The following is an 18,998-nucleotide window of genomic DNA, read 5'->3' on the forward strand; positions in this document are numbered from 1 at the left end:
CTCAGCGCTCCTGTCTTTTGAGTAGGGCGATCGCCACTCCCATGATCACCGGTACCGCCAGCAGCAGCGGCAGGAACGAACCGATGAGGTCGTGCAGGTCCAGCGCTTTGCTGAATACGCCGCGGCTGATGGTGAACATATGGCTTGCCGGATAGATGCTGCCAATGAAGCGTCCGCTGCCTTCCAGTGACGAAACCGGGTCGGTGAGGCCCGAAAACTGGACGGCGGGAATCAGTGTGCCGATCATGGCGAAGAACATGGCGGCGATTTGGCTGCGGGTGACGGTGGAAGCCAGCAGACCCATGCCGGTGGCGATGATGGAAAACACCAAGGCTGACAGAGCCAGAGTCGGAAAACTGCCGGTGATGGGGACGCCGAACCAGGTGACTGCCAGGCCGGTCATCGTCAGGAAGTTGACCATTGCCAGGCCGACATAGGGTATCTGTTTGCCGACCAGGAACTCGGTACGGGTAACCGGGGTGACATAGAGGTTGAGGATCGACCCCATCTCCTTTTCGCGCACCACCGAGAGCGCGGTGAGCATGGCCGGGAGCATCAACAACAGCAGTGGGATTACCGCCGGCACCATGGCCGTCAGGCTCTGGATGTCGGGGTTGTAGCGGTAGCGGCTTTCGATGTTTGCCGCCACGGCGCCGGTCGTGGTTCCGGAGCGTCGAGCGAGCGCCTGTAGCCACTGCTGGTGGATGCCCTGTACGTAGCCCTGCACGGTTTCAGCGCGTTGGGGCATGGCGCCGTCGATCCAGGCGCCGATCTCTACGTGGTGGTCACGCATCACGTTGCGACCGAACCCTGGGGGAATCTCGATCGCCAGAGCCAGCTCTCCGCTGCGCATACGCCGATCCAGTTCCGCATAGTCGGAAAGCGGTGGGCGTTCGGTGAAATAGTGAGGGGCTCCCGAGAGGTTCAGGGCGTAATCGTGACTGAGGGAGCTCTGGTCGCGGTCGAGAATGGCGTAGTTGAGATCTTCGACATCCATGCTGATGCCGAAACCCATCACGACCATCAGGACCAACGAGCCGGTCAAGGCGAGTGCCGCACGCACCGGGTCGCGGCGCAGTTCCAGGCTTTCGCGCCAGGTGTAGCTGAGCATCCGTTGGAGGCTGAAGCGTCGGTAGGGCGGTACGGTGTCGTGCGCAACGGCGGCGACACATGACGACTCCGGAGTGTTGCCGGCTTCTTGAGGTGCGGCTGTTCCGGCACTCCCTCGATCGGCGCCGGCTTCGATCAGGTAGCCGATGAAGGCGCTTTCGAGAGACTGGGCGCCGCGTTTTTCGACCAGTGCGGCCGGCGTGTCGCTGTCGAGTACCCGGCCGGCGTGCATCATCGACATGCGGTCGCAGCGCTCGGCTTCGTTCATGAAGTGAGTGGAGATGAAGATCGTTACCCGGTCGCTGCGCGACAGCTCGACCAGCAGGCGCCAGAAGTTGTCACGGGCAATGGGATCGACGCCCGAGGTTGGCTCGTCGAGAATCAGCAGCTCTGGCTGGTGGACCATGGCCACCGCTAGAGAGAGTCGCTGGCGTACGCCCAGCGGCAGGCTCTCCGGCAGGACGTCGAGGACGTTGTCGAGCGCGAAGCGCTCGACCATCTCGGCGACTCTTGCCGGTATGTCGTGTTCTGCGATCTGGAACAGCCGTGCATGCAGCACCAGGTTCTGGTGCACCGTGAGTTCGCCGTACAATGAGAAAGCCTGCGACATGTAACCGACCCGTCGGCGGGTGTCGATGTCGTGAGGGTCGACCTCCTGACCGAACAGCCAGGCCCGCCCTTCGCTGGCGGCCAGCAGTCCGGTGAGCATCTTCATGGTGGTCGTCTTGCCGCAGCCGTTGGAGCCGAGGAAGCCGAATATCTCGCCGCGCCGGATACGGAAGCTGACGTGATCGACGGCGACGAAGTCGCCAAAGCGCATGGTCAGGTCTCGCGCTTCGATGGCGATGTCCGTGTTGGCATCGACCTCCAAAGGTGTGATGCGCACGGGCTGATGGCCGCGTTTCTGCTCATCCGGCAGCAGCGCGATGAAGGCGGATTCCAGGGAGTCACACGCGGTTTGTTCGAGAAGCTCCCGTGGGGAACCGGTGGCGAGAATCTTGCCGGCGTCCATGGCCACCAGCCAGTCGAAACGCTGGGCTTCGTCCATATAGGCGGTGGCGACGATCACGCTCATCTGCGGTCGATCGCTGCGGATGCGGGCGATCAGTTCCCAGAACTGGGCTCTGGCCAATGGGTCGACGCCGGTGGTGGGTTCGTCGAGAATCAGCAGGTCGGGGTCGTGGATCAGCGCGCAGCACAGCCCCAGTTTTTGTTTCATGCCGCCGGAAAGCTTGCCGGCGGGGCGCTCGAGGAAGGGAAGTAGCCCGGTGCTGCGGGTCAGTTCGTCGATGCGGCGCCGACGTTCACCGGCTGTGTGGCCGAATAGCCGAGCGAAGAACTGCAGATTTTCCTCGACGGAGAGCGTTGGATAGAGGTTCTTGCCCAACCCCTGTGGCATGTAAGCGATGCGCGGGCCGACCTCGTTACGATGGCGTTGGGTGCTCATGTCGCCGCCCAACACGGTGACCGTGCCCTCTTGGATCTTGCGGGCGCCGGCGAGCAGCGAGAGCAGGCTGGATTTGCCGACGCCATCCGGGCCGATCAGCCCGACCATGCATCCGGCCGGCAGGGCAAGGTCCAACGCGTTCAGGGCTGTGGTGCGGCCGTAGCGCAAGGTAAGTGCGCCGACCCGGGCGACGGGCTGCATTTCCTGGCTCATGGCGCGACATTGATCTTGAGGTGGTCGGGCCAGGGGGCGTCATCCTCGAGCTTCAGGTAGGCCATGCCGGGCAGGCCCGTCTTGACCTGATCGATATGTTCGAGCAGCAAGTTCGGATCGATCTGGGCGCGAACGCGGAACATCAACTTCTCCCGTTCGCTTTCGGTTTCCACGGTCTTGGGGGTGAACTGGGCCACGCTGGCCACGAAGCTGACTCGGGCGGGAATGACATAGTCCGGGGCAGCATCCAGCACCAGATGCACTTCGTCGCCGATGGCGACCCGGCCTGCTTCTCGGGTGGGCAGGAAGAAGGTCATGTAGACCTTGGTGAGGTCGACCAGGTTGAGTATCTTACCCCCGGCACCCAATACCTCACCCGGCTCGGCCACTCGGAACTGGACCCGGGCCAGGCGGTCGCTTTTGAGTTCGCTGTCGTCAAGATCGGCCTCGATGCGCTGGATGGCAGCCTGGTAGGCCTCCACCTCCGATTCGGCTTCGATGACCTGGGATTCTGCAGCGCGGATGGCGGCCTGGGCGGAGAGCACCTGGGCATTGGCCGAGGCCAGAGCGGCCTGATGGCTCTGGTAGTCGGCCAGGGTATCGTCGAACTGTTGTCGAGAGATGGCGTTGCGCTCCACCAGGCTGGCCGAGCGTTCGTAGCGCTTGCGCGAGGCGTTCAGCTCGGCCTGGCGCTGGTTGACCACGGCTCTTGCGGTTTCCAGTTCGCTGTGGCGCATAGCGACCATGGCTCGGGCCGTCTCCAAGGCATTTTCGGCCCGGCGAGTCTGGGCTCTGGCCTGGGTGAGTTCGGCCTCCAGGGTGGCGGTGTCCATGCGCGCGACAATCTGGCCGGGTTCCACGAAATCGCCTTCCTCGACCAATACCTCGTCGAGGCGGCCGGCGACCCGGGTGGCGATATCGATCTCGGTGGCTTCGATGCGCCCGTTGCCGCTGGCGATGCCCTCGCCGGGGCCCTCGGGCTGCAGTTCCTGCCAGACCAGCCAGGCCGCGATGCCAATGACGGCAATGGCCGCTAGGCCTTTGACCAACTTGCTGTTCCTGCCTGTTTTCATGATGCCGAATCCACGGTTGGCGGTTGATTAAGCGGCTAATGTTACGTCTCGCGACTCCGCATTGATGGGAGCCGTCATGGCTCGACGAGCTTGGCCAGGGTCCAGTCGATCAGCTCGCGAGCCAGAGCATCGCTGGCTCGTCCAAAGGCGGCCACCACGGCTTCGAGGCTTTCATCCTCGCTTGCGACCACCGCTTCGATGCGGCGACTGGCCAGTACCTCGCGGCTGGACTCGTCGAGTAACTGGACCTCGAGGCGCGCTACCACCTCAGGAGTGCCCTCGCGGTCGCGGCTATGGAAGGCCCCGAGGTGGCTCGCCAGGGTGGCGTCGCTGCGCGCCCGACTGCTGTCGTCCACCACGGCGGCCAGGCGGCCATCGAGGCGGAAGGCCTCGATCAGGTAGTCGCGCACTAGGCTTGGGGCATCGTCGCTCCAGCGTGCCCCGGCATAGGCCTGGAATTCCCCGGGGGAGGGTGTGACCAGCAGGCGCGGACCGTCCAGTAGCGCTCCGGCGCTTGGCGTGTCGACCCGTAGGGTGAGGTCGCGGGTGGCGTCGGCAGACGCCGACAGCGACGGCTCGGACAGCGTGAACAGGCGCACCGGTTCGCGCTCGGGGAACAGGCTGCAGCCCGCGGGGAGCCCGGCGATCATCAGCAAAGACAGTGCCATCGCGAGCCGTGGCATCGGGAGCCGGGTCATGGGGAGAACTCCTGTATCGCATCGCGTCCCAGCAGGGCATCGGCGGGGTTTTCTTCCAGACGTCGCACCAGACGGTTCAGGGCACGCAGTGTCGCGTGCAGTTCGCGCATGGCCGGGTCGAGCTCGCCCACGCCTTGCAGGCCCCGCGCCAGGGAGCTCTCGTGGCGTGCCGTCAGGCGGTTCAGCCGGGCGGTGGTGGACTCCAACGATTGCATCGCACGCCGAGCGCTTTGCACGGTGTCGCGCCCCTCGCCGTCCAGCAGCTCGTTGGCACTTTCGCTCAGGCGGCCGAAGCTCTGCAGGGACGCCTCGACCTGATTGCCGGCTCGTTCGAAGCTCAGCATGGCCTCGCCGAGGGCATCCCGCTGGTCGACCAACGTCCGTGAGACGACTTCCAGATTGTCCAGGGTGCGCGTCAGGCTCTCGGCGTTCTCCTTGGAGAGCAGCCGGTTGGCATTGGTCAATAACCTGTCCACCTGGGCGAACAGCTCTTCACTGTTGGCGAGCAGCGAGCTCAGCGGCGAGGGCTCGGCCTGAATCAGCGGAGGGTCGTCGCGGTCTCCCACCAGGCGGGGGCTCTCGGGCGTGCCGCCGAGCAGTTGGATGTTCATGCTGCCGGTAATGTTGGCCAGCGCCAGGCTGGCGCGGGTGTCCTGCTTGACCGGAACGTCGTCGTAGACGCGGATCAGGGCACGTACCTGGCGCGGGTCCTGGGAGTCGAGGCGCAGCTCGACCACGTTGCCGACCTCGATGCCGCTGTACTGCACCGCATTGCCCTCGGACAGTCCGCTGACGGCCCGGTTGAAGCCGACCTCGTACCAGGCATAGTCGCGGTCGACGCTGGACTTGCCCAGCCACAGGGCGAACAGCAGCGCGCTGCCCAAAGTGATTACCGTGAACAGCCCGATCAGCACATGGTGGGCGCGGGGTTCCATCGTCAGCTCTCCTCCGCGGGGTAGGCCGCCAGGTGGGCGGCACGGCCTCGTGGGCCGTGAAAATAGTCGTGGATCCAGGCATCGTCGGTGTCCTCGACGACATCGAGGCGGTCGGCCACCAGCACCCGGCCGCGTGACAGCACGGCCACCCGATCGCAGGCGGCATAGAGGGTGTCCAGGTCGTGGGTGACCAGGAAGACGCTCAGGCCGAGTGCATCGCGCAGGGTCAGGATCAGGCGGTCGAAGGCCGCCGCGGCGATCGGATCCAGGCCCGCCGTCGGCTCGTCCAGGAACAGTACTTCCGGGTCCAGCGCCAGGGCGCGCGCCAATGCGGCCCGCTTGATCATGCCGCCGGAGAGTTCGGCGGGATACTGGGTAGCGGACTCCCCGGGGAGTCCGGCCAGGGCCAGCTTGACCCGGGCCAGGGCCTCGGCGTCGGCGCGGGTGAGCCCGATGTGCTCGATCAGTGGCAGGGCAACGTTCTCCTGCAGGGTCAGCGAGGTGAACAGTGCGCCGCGCTGGAAGAGTACCCCGAAGCGGCGCTCCACTCGCGAGCGGTCCTGGGGGGAGAGGCGCTGTAGATCCTCGCCGAACACCTCGATGCTGCCGGCGCTGGGCTGCCGCAGGCCGACGATGCTGCGTAGCAGGACCGACTTGCCGGTGCCTGAACCGCCGACCACGCCGAGGATTTCCTGCGGATAGAGGTCGAGGTCGAGATCCTCGTGGACGCTATGTTGGCCGAAGCGGTTGGCCAACCCGCGCACCCGGATCAGGGGTTCCTGGCCCATCGACGTCCGTGCCGCGCTCACCAGCCCATCTCCATGAAAAAGAGGGCCGCCACCGCATCCAGCAGGATCACCACGAAGATCGACTGCACCACGCTCGAGGTCGTGTGCTCGCCAACGGACTGGGCGCTGCCGCTGACCTTGAAGCCCTCCAGGCAGCCGATCACCGCGACCAGAAAGGCGAACAGCGGTGCCTTGGCGAGACCCACCAGAAAATGGTTGAGAGGGATATCGCGCTGCAGAATGGCCAGGAACTGGATGAGCGAGATGTCCAGGGCCAGCAGGCAGACCAGGGCCCCGCCGAGTATGCCGCTCAGCATGCCCACGAAGGAGAGGATCGGCAGGGTCAGCATCATTGCCAGTACCCTCGGCAGCACCAGCACCTCGACGGGATCGATGCCGAGAGTGCGAATGGCATCGAGCTCCTCGTTGGCCTTCATGGCACCGAGCTGGGCCGTGAAGGCGCTGGCGGTGCGACCGGCGAGCAGGATGGCGGCGAGCAGGACGCCGAACTCGCGCAGGAAGGCGAAGGCGACCAGGTTGACCGTGTAGATGGTGGCACCGAAGTCGCGTAGCACCGTGGCGCCGAGGAAGGCCACCACGGCGCCCACCAGGAAGGTCAGCAGCGCAACGATGGGTAGGGCATTGAGGCCCGTCTGGTGCAGTTGGGATACCACTGCGGTGAGGCGCCAGCGGTTGGGTCGCCAGGCGGTGGCGGCCAGGGTGGCGAGCACTTGTCCCATGAACCCGAGCAGCAGTCGCTGCTGCTGCCAGAAGCTCTCGACGAACTGGCCGGTCCGCGCCAGGGTATCCATCAGTGGCCGGCTGGGGCGCAGCGCCGGGGACTCGCGGTGTGCCATGGCCTCGCCCAGGGTGCGCAGCAGGGCACGGCGTGTCGCCGGCAGGTCGGGAGCCCAGCGGTCGATCTCGGCAAGACGTTGGGCTCCGACGAGTTCTGCTAACAAGGTGGCGCCGGCGGTGTCCAGGGCACCGAGCCCGGTGAGATCGATCGCCGCGACAGAAGCGTGCCGGGGGCAGCGATCGAGCTCGCGGCGCAGGGCGGCATAGTGCGACAGGGTCCAGTCACCGCGAGGAGAGAGTGTCCCGCCCTCCTGCAATAGCGTTCCGGCTGAGGGTGGCGCAGGCCGTTCCGTCATGGTTGTACCTTCCGCTGATTGCGTTGGCCGAACCGCGGGCATTCCCGTTCTGATCGGGTGCCGACGTCTGGCGCTCCCGTCGACGGGGCCGGCCACCTTTCCCTGGGCGAACGTCATTATGCGAGATGAGGATACGGTACCATACATTCATTTGTGTATGTTGCGTGTTTCCTATGCTAGCGTCCCGGAGTGAAAGGCGACGTTGCGGGCGGCATTGCCGGCAGGCCGTTCAGCGTCGCATCAGGCGGTGCAGCCATTGCCAGGTGCGCTGCCAGAAGGGCATGGCGGGGTGAAGCCTGCCAAGATGGTGTCGCCAGCGGCGGTGGGTCAGGAAGTCGGCCATGGGAACGACCTGACTGGCCCGGTCGAGCATGGGGGCATGGCCACAGCCAGGCACTTCCAGCGTGATCAGGCCAGGTTGCACTTCAGCCATGCGGCTCACGCTGTCGGCGCGTAGCAAGGGCGATTCGGCGCCGCGTATCACCATCAGCGGGCAGCGGATCGCCGCCCAGTCGGCCCAGGTGTCGCGCGGCGTGTCGTGGATGAATTGCTCGCCGATGCGCGGATCGAAGTGGTAGGTCCAACTGCCGTCGGGCAAGCGCCTGCTGCTGCCCAGAGCCAGGCGCCGCCAGGCGTCATCGCCTTGGATGCCGAAGCCTTGATAGTGACGGCGCAGTTCCGCTTCCAACTGGCCGAACGTGCAGAAGCGGTGCGGCATGCCGAAATAGAGTGCCAGCTGGGCCAGGCCGTCCGGGTCCAGCTCGGGCCCTACGTCGTTGAGTACCAGCCGCTCGATGCGTGGCGCGGTGTCGGGCTCGGCGGCGAGCAGCATGCCGAGCAGGCCTCCCATGGAGGTACCCACCCAGGGCACCGTTTCCAGGTCGAAGTGGTCGAGTACGGCGACTGCTACCTTCATGTAGTGGGCGTAAAGGTACTCGTGAGCGGGGTAGAGAGACCAGCTCGACAGGCCGCGCCCCGGCGTGTCCGGGGCGAGCACTCGCCAGCCGGGGCCCAACTGGCGCGCGAAGTCGGCGAAGTCGCCACCGTGGCGTGCCAGGCCATGCCAGGCGATCAGCGTGCGCGGCGCCGTTGGGTGCCAGACCCGTACGGCGACTTCCAGGCCCCGCACCCTGATCAGTTCCAGCGCGTCCATGGGTATCTCCTCGGCTATGCTGCATAGCAGCGTAGCCGAGTTGGAGAGCATCGTGCAGCCCGAATCCACATTTCTTGCCGCTCCATGAGGTGGATTCGATGCTGGAACATGCGACAATGTATGTAAATTCACCCCCATCACTGTTCGAGGATGAGACGATGATGCGTCCCTGCCGCTCTGCCCGTCGTTCCCGCCTAGCGGGTCGATTCCTGCCCCGCCGGGCCTTGTTGCCGGCGCTGTTTTTTTCGGTTCTGGCGGTGCCGGTCCAGGCTGCCGACCTGCTGACCATCGCTCGCGATGCGCTCGACAACAATGCCGAGCTGGCTTCGAGTCGCGCCCAGACCGGCGGCGTCGAAGCGGGCCGAGACGTCGAACGGGCCGATTTGTTGCCGCAGCTGAGCGCCACGGGCAACGTGGCTCATAATCGCCAGTACGAGAGCCAGAGCGTCGGGGGCGCGGGAGTGACCGGGCAGGGCGGCAGCCAGGACGACGACTACAACAGCGTGAGCCTGGGGCTCGAGGCCACTCAGGCGCTCTTCGACGCGCGCAACCGCCGTGAGGTAGAGCAGGCCGAGCGCGAGATCGATCAGCAGCACTACCGGCTTGCTGCCACTGAACAGCAGGTGCTGATCGATGTGTCGACGGCCTATTTCGAGATCCTGCGCGCTCACGAGATCCTCGAGGCGCGTCTAGCCCAAGAGCGCGCTATCGGCCGTCAGCTGGAGCAGGCTCGCGAGCAGTTCGACGTGGGTTTGATCGCCATTACCGAAGTGGAAGAGGCCAAGGCCGCCTTTGACCAGGCCCGCGCCGAGCGCATCGCTGCCGAGAGCGACCTACAGGTGCGCTTCGAGGCGCTGGAGCGGCTGACCGGGGAGCGATACGCCAGCATCGATGCACTAGGCGATGAGATGCCCATTGCGCCGCCGACCCCTAACGAGCGCGATGCCTGGGTGGAACTGGCCATCGAGAACAACCCTTTGGTGCTGGCCAGTCTGGCGGGGGTCGAAGTGTCGCGCAGCGGTGTGGACATCGCTCGCGCCGGCCAGCTGCCGACGCTCAATGCCTTCGCCAACTACCAGTATGCCGACAGTGATAGCGATGGCCTTTCCGGCCATGATTCCAACAGCCAGGTAGGCGTGCGCCTGAACGTTCCGCTCTACACGGGGGGGCGCACCAGCGCCAGCGTTCGCCAGAACACCTATCTGCTGGAATCGAGCCAGTATGACTTCGAAGCGCAGCGTCGCGATACCATCCAGCAGGTGCGCTCGCGCTATACGCAGGTCAGCAATGACGTGTCTACCGTGGAGGCCCGCGCCCAGGCAATCGTGTCGAACCAGAGCGCCCTGGATGCCACCCGTGCCGGTTACGAGGTGGGGACTCGCAATATCGTCGATGTGCTCAATGCCGAGCAGAATCTCTATAACGCCATCGCCGACCATGCCAGCGCCCGTTACGACTACGTGATCAACCGGCTCACCCTGCGTCAGCAGGCCGGTACCCTCGATGAATCTGCCCTTCAGGAGGTCAACGCCTGGCTGGATGGCGACACTGTCTCTTTCACCTTGCCCGAGGAAGGCGGTGCTCATGATGCGGCTCTGGAGATCGGCGAGCCGCCCACACCGCAGTGAGATGAGCCGGGCGCTGAGCATGATCGGTTAGGTGCCTAACGTTTACATCCATACACGGATGAATGTAAGATGCGTCCACCTTGACGCTTACAACGGGAACGACAGAATCATGAAAACCCTGTTCCGTAATGGACGGATGGCCCTGTGGGGGCTCGCCGCTGGTTTACTGCTGGCGGCCTGTGGCCAGGAAGAGGCGCCCCAGCAGGCCCAAGAGGGCAGCCAGGAACGGCCGCCGCAGCCGGTAGAGGTTGCGGAACTGAGCCCCCGGGACATCTCGCTGGAGAAGTCATATCCCTCGCTGTTGCGCAGTGATGATGAGGTCACGCTGGTGGCGCGAGTGAGTGGCACGCTGGAAGAGCGCCATTTCGAGCCCGGTCAACTGGTGGAGAAGGGGCAGACGCTCTATACCATTGAGCCAGACCTCTATCAGGCGGTCGTCAACCAGCGCGAGGCCGATTTGCAGAGCGCGCGTGCCGAGTTGGCCCGCGCCCAGCGTGATGCCGAGCGATTCGAGCGACTGCTGAGCCAGAATTCGGTGAGCCGCCAACAGGTCGATCAGGCGCGCGCCGAGCTGGGCGTGGCCAGCGCCTCAGTGGCTCAGGCCGAAGCGGCATTGGAAAGTGCGCGCATCGATCTGCGCTATGCCGAAGTCACGGCGCCGGTATCGGGGAGGATCGGTCTATCGCAGATCAACGTGGGCAACCTGGTGAACTCGGGTACCGAACTTGCCACCATCACGCCGTTGGATCCGCTGGAAGTGCGCTTTCAATTGCCTCAGCGCGATGCCTTCGAGCTGCGTCGCCAGATCGGTGAGTCGTCGGTGGAGGCGATCACCGCGCGACTTCAGATTCCCGGCGTCGATGGCGCAGAGGGAGGCGTCCTCGAGGGGCAGCTGGACTTTCTGGGGTCACGGGTCGACGAAGCGACCAGCACCGTCCGGGCCAGTGCCAGTTTCCCCAATTCCGACGGCCAGGTGCTGCCTGGGCAGTTCGTGCGCGTGAGCCTGGAAGGGCTCAAGCGCTTTGGCGTGCTGGCGGTACCCGAGATTGCCGTGGGCCAGGGGCTGATGGGGCCACAGCTGTTCGTGCTGGATGACGATGACGTGGCTCGTGCCCGCCCGGTGGATCTGGGCGAGGTGGCCGGCCCCTGGCAGATCATTCGCGGTGGCATCGAGGCCGGCGAGCGTGTGATCGTCGGCGACCCATCGGGCATCGAGCCGGGCACGCCCATCGATCCGCAGCCCTTCGGCGGCGATGCCGGTGAGATCGTCGAGACGGTCGAGAACGCCGAAGCCGAAGAAGAGAAGCAGGCCGCTGAAGCGATGCAGGAAGGAGGCGATGCCGGCGCAGCGGCGCCGGCCGATGAGGGCGGTGAGGACGACGCTTCATGAATTTCTCCAACTTCTTCATCAAACGGCCGATCTTCGCCACGGTGCTGGCCATCATCCTCACGGTGATGGGGGTGATGAGCATGCGAGTGCTGCCCATCGAGCAGTACCCCAACGTGGTGCCGCCCACGGTGTCGGTGCAGGCGCAGTTCCCCGGCGCCGATGCCGAAACGGTGGCCCAGACCGTGGCCGCCCCCCTGGCGGAGGCGATCAACGGCGTCGAGGACATGCTCTACATGACCTCGACCAGTGCCGACAATGGCATGATGAGCCTCGAGGTCGCGTTCAATATCGGCACCGATGGCGACATCAACACCATCAACGTCAACAACCGTGTGCAAGGGGCGCTCTCGCAGCTGCCCGAGGCGGTCCAGTCCCAGGGCGTGACGGTGGAGCTGCAGTCCAGCTCGATCCTGATGCTGGTGGCATTGATCTCGCCGGAAGGCGATTATGACAACGTGTTCATGCAGAACTACGCCACCCTCAATATCCTCGATGAATTGCGTCAGGTGCCGGGGGTCGGCAACGCGGAGGTGCTGGGCGGTGGCGAATTCGCCATGCGCGTGTGGATGGATCCCGACAAGCTGGCGCAGTACGACCTGACCCCGACGGAGGTGGCGAGCGCCATCCGCGCTCAGAACACCGAGGTGCCGGCAGGTAGCCTGGCGGCCACGCCGCAGAGCGAGCCGCGTGCCTTCACCTACACCATCACGGCTGGCGGGCGCCTCAACGATGTCGACGATTTCCGTGACATCTTTCTGCGAACCAACCCCGACGGTTCTGCCCTGCGGCTGGAGGACGTAGCGCGCATCGAGCTCGGTGCCTCTTTCTACGGAGTCGATGCCAAGCTCAACGGCGCCACCATGACGCCGATCATCATCAACCAGCAGCCCGGCGCCAACGCCCTGGAAACGGCACAGGCGGTGCATGACACCATGGGCGAGCTGGAGGGGCGCTTCCCGCCGGGGCTCGAGTACGTGGTGCCTTATGACACCACGCTGTTCATCGATGCCTCCGTGGAGACGGTGACCCATGTCTTCGTCGAGGCGTTCCTGATCGTCGGCGTCATCCTGTTCATCTTCCTGCAGAACTGGCGCTTCACGGTGATCGCCATGTCGGTGGTGCCGGTATCGGTGCTGGCCACCTTCGCAGGCTTCTATCTGTTCGGTTTCTCGATCAACTTGCTGACGCTGTTCGCCCTGGTGCTCTCCATCGGCATCGTGGTGGACGATGCCATCCTGGTGGTGGAGAACGTCGAAAGGGTGCTCAGCGAAGATGAAGAAATCACGGTCACCCAGGCGACGATTCGAGCCATGAAGGAGGTAGGCGGCCCGGTCATTGCCACCTCGCTGATCATGGCGGCGGTTTTCGTGCCGGTGGCCTTCCTCGGCGGCTTCACCGGACAGATTTACCAGCAGTTCGCTCTCACCGTGGCGGTGTCGGTGGCGTTCTCGGCGCTGATGGCACTGACCTTTACCCCGGCATTGTCGGCGATCTTCATCAAGCACAAGCCGTCGCTGGGGCAGTCCAGGCTCATGCGTGCCATCTATACGCCGCTGCGCCTGTTCGATCGCCTGTTTGCCGGGATAACTGCCGTCTACTTGTGGGTGGTGAAGGCATTGGTGCGTTTCTGGGGCCTGGCGCTGTTGCTCACCGGCCTGGTGATTGGCGGCGCCTGGTGGCTCTACCAGAGCACGCCTTCGAGCCTGGTTCCGGAAACTGACCAGGGCATTGTGTTGGCCAGCGTGCAGCTGCCCGACTCCGCCTCGCTGGATCGCACCGAGACCTACATGGCCGAGCTCAGCGAGCGTATCGAGGAGATTCCCGGCGTCCGCTACAGCTCCGCGGTGGCCGGCTATGACATCCTTTCGAGTGCGGTCAACACGGCGCGTGGCGTGATGTTCATCAATATGGACCCCTGGGACGAGCGTGACCTCACCGCCGAACAGTTGGTCGGTCGGATCATGCAGTTGGGAGCTCAGGTTCCCGGTGGTTCGGCGATGGCTTTCAATGTGCCGCCGATCATGGGCCTTTCCACTACCGGCGGCTTCACCGGCTATCTGCAATCTTTCGAAGGGGCTTCGCCGCAGGAGCTCTTCCAAGCGTCGGTACAAGTGATGCAGGCTGCCAACCAGCATCCGGCGCTGCAGCGGGTGTTCACCACCTTCAACGTCAACGTTCCGGGCTATCGGGCCGAGATCGACCAGCAGAAGGCGCTCAGCTACGGCGTGGCGCTGGAAGACCTCAACGCTACCCTGTCGAATACCTTCGGCAATGGCTTCGTCAACTACTTCAGCTATCAGAACCGCAATTTCCAGGTTTACCTACAGAACGAAGACGAGTTCCGCAAGACCCCCGACGATATCGGCAACGTCTATGTGCGCGGTGGCAATGGCGAGCGGATCCCCCTGTCGGAGTTCGTGACCCTGGAGCGCCAGGCCAAGCCGTCGGTAGTGTCACGCTTCGGCGTCTATCTGGGCGCCCAGTTCCAGGGCGGCCCGGCGCCGGGCTACAGCTCCGGTCAGGCCATCGATGCCATGGAGAGCATCGTCGCGGAAACCTTGGGTAGCGACTGGGGCATGGGCTGGACCGGTACCGCCTATCAGGAGAGTCAGATGGGCAGTACGGCGATGCTGGCCATCGTCTTTGGCATCCTTATGGTGTTCCTGATTCTCGCGGCCCAGTACGAGAGCTGGTCGCTGCCTTTGGCGGTGTTGACTGCCACGCCTTTCGCTTTTCTGGGCGGCATTGGCGGCATCGTGCTTAGAGGGCTCGACACCAGCGTCTACGTGGAGATCGGCATGCTGGTGGTGGTGGGGCTTGCGGCCAAGAACGCCATCCTCATCGTCGAATTCGCCGAGCTTCAGCGCAAAGAGCAAGACAAGTCGATTCGCGAGGCGGCCATCACCGCGGCCGAGCTGCGTTTCCGCCCCATCGTGATGACCTCGCTGGCGTTCATTTTCGGCACGCTGCCGCTGGCGCTGGCCACCGGCGCCAGTGACGTCAGCAGCCACCACATCGGCACCACTGTAGCGGTAGGCATGGCCACGGTGGCGGTGTTGGGGAGCTTCTTCGTGCCCAGCTACTACGCCATGATCGCGGCCATTTCCGACTGGCTACGGCACAGGCTGAAAGGGCGTGATGAATCGCCACGCCTGGAGCGCGAGTCGGGGTAGACGTCTCGGCCCTGGCAAGCGGGATCGAGCTGCCGGGGCCCGGTCGTCGACTGACAACGTGAAACGCTCGGTTGTCAGCCATCATGATGTTTTCGTCGGCCAAGGGTCGACCAGGAGGCCCGTATGGACAGTGTCCGGCACATCGCTCTGAGTTTTCCAACGGTGGCGTTTAGCGCTTTGCTGATGGTGGCCTTGCTCTACTGGTTGTTGGTGCTCGTGCGTCTGGCCCCGCTAGAGTTGTTCGAGAAAGACAGCCTCAAGGGCGATCATTTGGCCAGCAGTCTGGTGGCATTGGGATTTGCCGGAGTGCCACCTAGCGTGGCACTGAGCGTTCTTCTGGTGTTGGCCGGCGTCGTTTCCGCTTTGGCCGAGCGGTTTCTGCTGAGTCCGTTCGACCTGGGCTTGTTTCGCCTGCCGCTGGGTGTCGCCGTACTTTGGGCGTCACTGGCGCTGGCTTCGCCGCTGGCTGCGTTGCTGTGTCGCCGCATGCATCCTTGGTTCCATCGCCGTGCGGCGCGCAATCGACGCGTGCTGCTCGGCGAAAGCGTCGAGGTTCAGGCCGAACCGGACGGCCAGGGCTGGACCACGGGCACACTGGTGGATGACCCCGAGTGCAGCGTACGTCTGCATGGCAAGACGGAGAGCATGCCGCATGCCGGTGAGCGCCGGGTGCTGGTCAAGTACGTGGTCGACGAGGACGCCTTCCGCAGTGTGGCGGAGCATGACTATCTGGATGCACGGACGCGCCTTTCCCGGCTGCATCTCAAGCGGCGTTGAGCGCCGCATGACGATGGGAAGCCGCGGCCCTTCTCATCGCCGAGTCGGTGGGGTGTCGATACCTGGGGCTGACAGCAGGTGTAGAAGGGTCTCGACCTGGGCGATACCGCGTGTCCGCAGTGAAAAGGCCTCCGGGGTGCGCAGCCAATCATGGAAGAGGCCGCCGAGGCAGGATTGCAGTAGATCGGCGGCCAAGGAGGGGGCAACGTCGTCACGCAGCAGGCCACGGGCGTTGGCGGCCTGGAAGTAGTCGTTGAGGGCGCCCAGGCACTCGTCGGCCATTTCGTGCTGCATGGCGATGGGGTCGATGTCGCTGAAGAACTCGCAGCGATGGATCAGGATGGCGTGTACGCGCCGGTAGCGTGGCTGCTCCAGGCGCTCGAAGCCCTTCAGGCAAGCAAGCCGTATCGCCTCCAGCGGGCGTTCGGACAGGCCAGGATCGCCGATCTCCTCGACCAGCTCCTGGAACGGCATGCGCACCCGAGCCAGCATCGCGCGAAAGAGTTCCGCCTTGTTGCGGAAGTGCCAGTAGACGGCGCCACGGGTCATGCCGGCCTGTTGGGCGATCTGCTCCAGCGAAGCACGCGCCACGCCCCGTTCATAGAAGACCACCTCGGCGGCATCGAGCAGGGTTTCACGGGTTGCGGCGGCTTCCGCCTTGGTGCGTCGGGCCATGGGTTGGCGCGCTCCTACTGACAGGTGATGACAGTCATTCTACCTGAGCGCGCCACCATTTACATTCATCCTTGTATCTTTCTTGTCCGCGGTGTCTGGCGGCTCGTCATTTGGCGGGCATCGCGGTATAAAGGGAAAACACTGTTCGCCAACAGGCCGTGATCATGCCGCGTGTCCCTTTCGAGCTAGCCGGTGTCCGGGTGGAGCCTGGCAGCCGTACCCAGATCGACGTGCCGGTGGCGCGTCTTTACACCCATGCGCCGCTGCACATTCCCGTGGAGGTGGTGCACGGACGGCAGGGCGGGCCGGTGCTGCTGGTGTGCGGTGGGATCCACGGCGACGAGATCAATGGAGTGGAGATCGTTCGCCGACTGCTGCGCTCGAAACAGCTCCAGGGGCTGCGTGGCACCCTGGTGGCGGTGCCCATCGTCAATGTCTTCGGCTTCGTTCAGCATAGTCGCTACCTGCCCGATCGGCGCGACCTGAACCGTTGCTTTCCCGGGAGTGAGTCGGGCTCGCTGGGAGGGCGAGTCGCAGCGCTGTTCCGCGAGGCCATCGTCGATCATGCCACTCACATCATCGACCTGCACACCGGGGCGATCCATCGCACCAACCTGCCGCAGATCCGTGCTCAACTCATCTCCGGGGGCGAAACCGAGCGCATGGCCAATGCCTTCGGCGCGCCGGTGGTTCTCAATGCCGAGCTGCGCGAGGGCAGCCTGCGCCACTATGCCCAGAATCGCGGCATTCCGGTGCTCACCTATGAGGCTGGCGAGGCGCTGCGTTTCGACGAGTGGGCGATCGCGCCGGGGGTGCGCGGTGTGTTGCGGGTGATGCGCCGCCTGGGCATGCTGGCCGGTGAGCATCGCCGCCGCCCGCCGCCGGCGGCAGAGATTGCCAACGGTTCGAGTTGGGCGAGGGCGCCCATCGATGGCATCCTGCGCCCGCGTGTGCGTCTGGGCGCGCGGGTGGCCAAGGGGGACGTACTGGGCAAGGTGGCCGACCCATTCGGCAATGCCGAAGCAGCCGTCACCGCCATGGCCGACGGCATCGTGATCGGTATGGGTCGGTTGCCCCTGGCCAACGAGGGGGAGGCGCTGTTTCACATTGCACGCTTCGATGCCATCGAAGAGGCGGAGAGTGCCGTCGAGGACTTCCACTCCAGCCTGGAGCCGCCGCCCGACCCTCTCTATTGAGGCACATGGGCCATCAGGCTGCCGGTGCGGCCTCGCGTTCGGGCACCAGGCTGAGGGCATCATCGAACACCCGCAGGCAGGCGCCATCGAGGTGACCGTTTTCCGACAGGTGGCGGCGGAAGCGGCGTCCGCCCGGCTGGCCCTGGAACAGGCCCAGCAAGTGACGGGTGACATGGTTGAGCTTGGCACCTTCCTCCAGCCGACGGGCGATGTAGGGGCGAAAGGCACGGGCGGCTGCATGACGGCTGGTGGCAGGCCCGGGCTCGCCATAGAGTGCCTGGTCAACGCCAGCCAGTAGCCAGGGGTTTTGGTAGGCCTCGCGTCCGACCATTACGCTATCCATATGGGCCAGCTGCTCGCGGCATTCGTCCAGCGTCTTGATGCCGCCGTTGATGCCGATATGCAGCTCCGGCCGGCTGGCCTTGAGACGATGGACTCGCGGGTAGTTGAGCGGCGGGATGTCGCGGTTCTCCTTGGGCGAGAGCCCCTGCAGCCACGCCTTGCGCGCATGCACGATGAACGTCTCGCAGCCGGTATCCGCCACCCGGCCAATGAAGCGTTCCAGATCGGCGTCCTCGTCCTGATCGTCGATCCCGATGCGGCATTTCACCGTCACCGGAATGCTCACCACCTCGCGCATGGCGTGCACCGCCGCGGCGACCTTCTCGGGGTGGCCCATCAGACAGGCGCCGATCAGGTTGTTCTGCACCCGGTCGCTGGGGCAGCCGACGTTGAGGTTCACCTCATCGTACCCCCATGCTTCGGCAATTGCGGCGCATTCGGCCAACTCGCCCGGGTCGCTGCCGCCCAGCTGCAATGCCAGCGGATGCTCGACCTCGTCATGGCCGAGGAAGCGCTCGCGCGGGCTGCCGTGCAGGATGGCACCGGTCGTCACCATCTCGGTGTAGAGCAGCGCGCGCCGCGTCAGGGTTCGGGCGAAGGCGCGGTAATCGCGGGTCGTCCAGTCCATCATCGGCGCCACGGAGAACGTCCTATCCAGCGCAGGGCGCGTCATGCCAGTATCCATGCGGGTTGTGGCGGTTGCCTTATCTGCCATAGCTGTACATATTTATAGTAGTTCAGACGGGTTTTCGAAGCACGCTGGTACTGATTTGGTACTTGGGGCGTCTTCGATTTGGTACCAGGGAGGTGCAAATTGGCGACGATCCGGAAGCGCCGCAATAAGGATGGCAGTTTCTCATACATTGCGCAGATCCGCATCGCGCGGGATGGCCACCAGCACGCCAAGTCCAAGGCCTTTCCCCGCAAGGCCATGGCCGAGTTCATGTCCATGGCGACGGCTTCGATCTGCTCTCGCGCCTCGCCCAGCCACTCGAAGAACGGGCGGATCGCGTCGCGGGAGCGGCCTTCGCCGATCCAAACCACCTGTTGGGTGTCGGCGCAGGCGACCACGGTGGCGTAGCGGTGCCTCTTGTGCAGGGCGAATTCGTCCATCATCAGCCGTCGCAACCGTGTCGGGTCCGGTGCCGGCAGATCGCGTAGCAGGCGCTGCTTGTCGATGGTCTTGACGGTATGCCAGTGCAGGCCGACCAAGTCCGCAACATGCCGAATCGGCAGCAACGTGACC

15 protein-coding genes are annotated in these 18,998 nt (G+C 64.7%); 5 read left to right on the forward strand and 10 right to left on the reverse strand.

Features of this window, described 5'->3' with window-relative positions; all coding sequences use genetic code 11:
* Position 1 precedes the first annotated feature (1 nt).
* The 7 genes from rbbA to GFD32_RS13115 all read right to left on the reverse strand — a co-directional run bounded on the left by rbbA (position 2) and on the right by GFD32_RS13115 (position 8,571).
* A complete protein-coding gene (gene rbbA, locus GFD32_RS13085; RefSeq protein ID WP_163577049.1) occupies positions 2-2,770 on the reverse strand; it encodes a ribosome-associated ATPase/putative transporter RbbA in 2,769 nt (922 codons plus the stop codon).
* Positions 2,767-3,843 (reverse strand): HlyD family secretion protein, encoded by a 1,077-nt coding sequence (locus GFD32_RS13090; RefSeq protein WP_163577050.1) that lies wholly within the window; start codon positions 3,841-3,843, stop codon positions 2,767-2,769. Before GFD32_RS13090 ends, rbbA begins: the two co-directional genes overlap by 4 nt.
* Positions 3,844-3,917: 74 nt before the next feature.
* Positions 3,918-4,541 (reverse strand): ABC-type transport auxiliary lipoprotein family protein, encoded by a 624-nt coding sequence (locus GFD32_RS13095; RefSeq protein WP_163577051.1) that lies wholly within the window; start codon positions 4,539-4,541, stop codon positions 3,918-3,920.
* Positions 4,538-5,476: an MlaD family protein gene (locus GFD32_RS13100; protein ID WP_163577052.1), complete on the reverse strand. Its 939-nt coding sequence runs from the start codon at positions 5,474-5,476 to the stop codon at positions 4,538-4,540. The genes GFD32_RS13095 and GFD32_RS13100 overlap by 4 nt, the downstream gene beginning before the upstream one ends.
* 2 nt (positions 5,477-5,478) lie before the next feature.
* Positions 5,479-6,264, reverse strand: a complete 786-nt coding sequence (locus GFD32_RS13105) for an ABC transporter ATP-binding protein (RefSeq protein ID WP_163577077.1) — start codon at positions 6,262-6,264, stop codon at positions 5,479-5,481.
* 17 nt (positions 6,265-6,281) lie between these two features.
* The gene (locus GFD32_RS13110; RefSeq protein ID WP_163577053.1) at positions 6,282-7,418 is read right to left on the reverse strand and encodes an ABC transporter permease; all 1,137 of its coding nucleotides are present in this window, start codon (positions 7,416-7,418) and stop codon (positions 6,282-6,284) included.
* Between the two features lie 229 nt (positions 7,419-7,647).
* Positions 7,648-8,571 carry an alpha/beta fold hydrolase gene (locus tag GFD32_RS13115; protein ID WP_163577054.1) on the reverse strand — a complete coding sequence of 308 codons (924 nt, stop codon included), beginning with the start codon at positions 8,569-8,571 and terminating at the stop codon, positions 7,648-7,650.
* 158 nt (positions 8,572-8,729) lie between these two features.
* Here GFD32_RS13115 and GFD32_RS13120 point away from each other — a divergent pair, with 158 nt between their 5' ends.
* From GFD32_RS13120 to GFD32_RS13135, 4 genes are all read left to right on the forward strand, one after another.
* Positions 8,730-10,199: a TolC family outer membrane protein gene (locus tag GFD32_RS13120; RefSeq protein WP_240455645.1), complete on the forward strand. Its 1,470-nt coding sequence runs from the start codon at positions 8,730-8,732 to the stop codon at positions 10,197-10,199.
* Between the two features lie 109 nt (positions 10,200-10,308).
* Complete coding sequence (locus GFD32_RS13125; RefSeq protein WP_163577055.1) at positions 10,309-11,589, forward strand: efflux RND transporter periplasmic adaptor subunit; 1,281 nt, start codon at positions 10,309-10,311, stop codon at positions 11,587-11,589.
* Complete coding sequence (locus tag GFD32_RS13130) at positions 11,586-14,762, forward strand: efflux RND transporter permease subunit (protein ID WP_163577056.1); 3,177 nt, start codon at positions 11,586-11,588, stop codon at positions 14,760-14,762. Before GFD32_RS13125 ends, GFD32_RS13130 begins: the two co-directional genes overlap by 4 nt.
* Positions 14,763-14,885: 123 nt before the next feature.
* Positions 14,886-15,539 carry a hypothetical protein gene (locus tag GFD32_RS13135; protein ID WP_163577057.1) on the forward strand — a complete coding sequence of 218 codons (654 nt, stop codon included), beginning with the start codon at positions 14,886-14,888 and terminating at the stop codon, positions 15,537-15,539.
* Between the two features lie 33 nt (positions 15,540-15,572).
* Here GFD32_RS13135 and GFD32_RS13140 read toward each other — a convergent pair whose 3' ends face one another.
* Positions 15,573-16,214, reverse strand: coding sequence for a TetR family transcriptional regulator (locus GFD32_RS13140; RefSeq protein ID WP_163577058.1), 642 nt, complete (start codon positions 16,212-16,214; stop codon positions 15,573-15,575).
* Between the two features lie 164 nt (positions 16,215-16,378).
* Between GFD32_RS13140 and GFD32_RS13145 the strand changes: the two genes are divergently transcribed.
* Positions 16,379-17,410: a succinylglutamate desuccinylase/aspartoacylase family protein gene (locus GFD32_RS13145; protein ID WP_163577059.1), complete on the forward strand. Its 1,032-nt coding sequence runs from the start codon at positions 16,379-16,381 to the stop codon at positions 17,408-17,410.
* Between the two features lie 13 nt (positions 17,411-17,423).
* On the opposite strand, the gene dusA is transcribed toward GFD32_RS13145, so the two are convergent.
* Both dusA and GFD32_RS20150 read right to left on the reverse strand, forming a co-directional pair.
* A complete protein-coding gene (gene dusA / locus GFD32_RS13150; protein WP_240455646.1) occupies positions 17,424-18,425 on the reverse strand; it encodes a tRNA dihydrouridine(20/20a) synthase DusA in 1,002 nt (333 codons plus the stop codon).
* A partial coding sequence (locus GFD32_RS20150; RefSeq protein WP_407081077.1) for a transposase occupies positions 18,422-18,998 on the reverse strand: 577 nt, incomplete at its 5' end. The genes dusA and GFD32_RS20150, both read right to left, overlap by 4 nt.

It is taken from the genome of Halomonas faecis, from assembly GCF_010993975.1.
In the GTDB taxonomy this organism is placed as follows: Bacteria; Pseudomonadota; Gammaproteobacteria; order Pseudomonadales; family Halomonadaceae; genus Halomonas; species Halomonas faecis.

Bases quoted from the DNA above. Each gene is read 5' to 3' on its own strand.
- rbbA (WP_163577049.1), bottom strand. From the start codon at position 2,770: ATGAGCCAGGAAATGCAGCCCGTCGCCCGGGTCGGCGCACTTACCTTG.
- GFD32_RS13090 (WP_163577050.1), bottom strand. From the start codon at position 3,843: ATGAAAACAGGCAGGAACAGCAAGTTGGTCAAAGGCCTAGCGGCCATT.
- GFD32_RS13095 (WP_163577051.1), bottom strand. From the start codon at position 4,541: ATGACCCGGCTCCCGATGCCACGGCTCGCGATGGCACTGTCTTTGCTG.
- GFD32_RS13100 (WP_163577052.1), bottom strand. From the start codon at position 5,476: ATGGAACCCCGCGCCCACCATGTGCTGATCGGGCTGTTCACGGTAATC.
- GFD32_RS13105 (WP_163577077.1), bottom strand. From the start codon at position 6,264: ATGGGCCAGGAACCCCTGATCCGGGTGCGCGGGTTGGCCAACCGCTTC.
- GFD32_RS13110 (WP_163577053.1), bottom strand. From the start codon at position 7,418: ATGACGGAACGGCCTGCGCCACCCTCAGCCGGAACGCTATTGCAGGAG.
- GFD32_RS13115 (WP_163577054.1), bottom strand. From the start codon at position 8,571: ATGGACGCGCTGGAACTGATCAGGGTGCGGGGCCTGGAAGTCGCCGTA.
- GFD32_RS13120 (WP_240455645.1), top strand. From the start codon at position 8,730: ATGATGCGTCCCTGCCGCTCTGCCCGTCGTTCCCGCCTAGCGGGTCGA.
- GFD32_RS13125 (WP_163577055.1), top strand. From the start codon at position 10,309: ATGAAAACCCTGTTCCGTAATGGACGGATGGCCCTGTGGGGGCTCGCC.
- GFD32_RS13130 (WP_163577056.1), top strand. From the start codon at position 11,586: ATGAATTTCTCCAACTTCTTCATCAAACGGCCGATCTTCGCCACGGTG.
- GFD32_RS13135 (WP_163577057.1), top strand. From the start codon at position 14,886: ATGGACAGTGTCCGGCACATCGCTCTGAGTTTTCCAACGGTGGCGTTT.
- GFD32_RS13140 (WP_163577058.1), bottom strand. From the start codon at position 16,214: ATGGCCCGACGCACCAAGGCGGAAGCCGCCGCAACCCGTGAAACCCTG.
- GFD32_RS13145 (WP_163577059.1), top strand. From the start codon at position 16,379: ATGCCGCGTGTCCCTTTCGAGCTAGCCGGTGTCCGGGTGGAGCCTGGC.
- dusA (WP_240455646.1), bottom strand. From the start codon at position 18,425: ATGACGCGCCCTGCGCTGGATAGGACGTTCTCCGTGGCGCCGATGATG.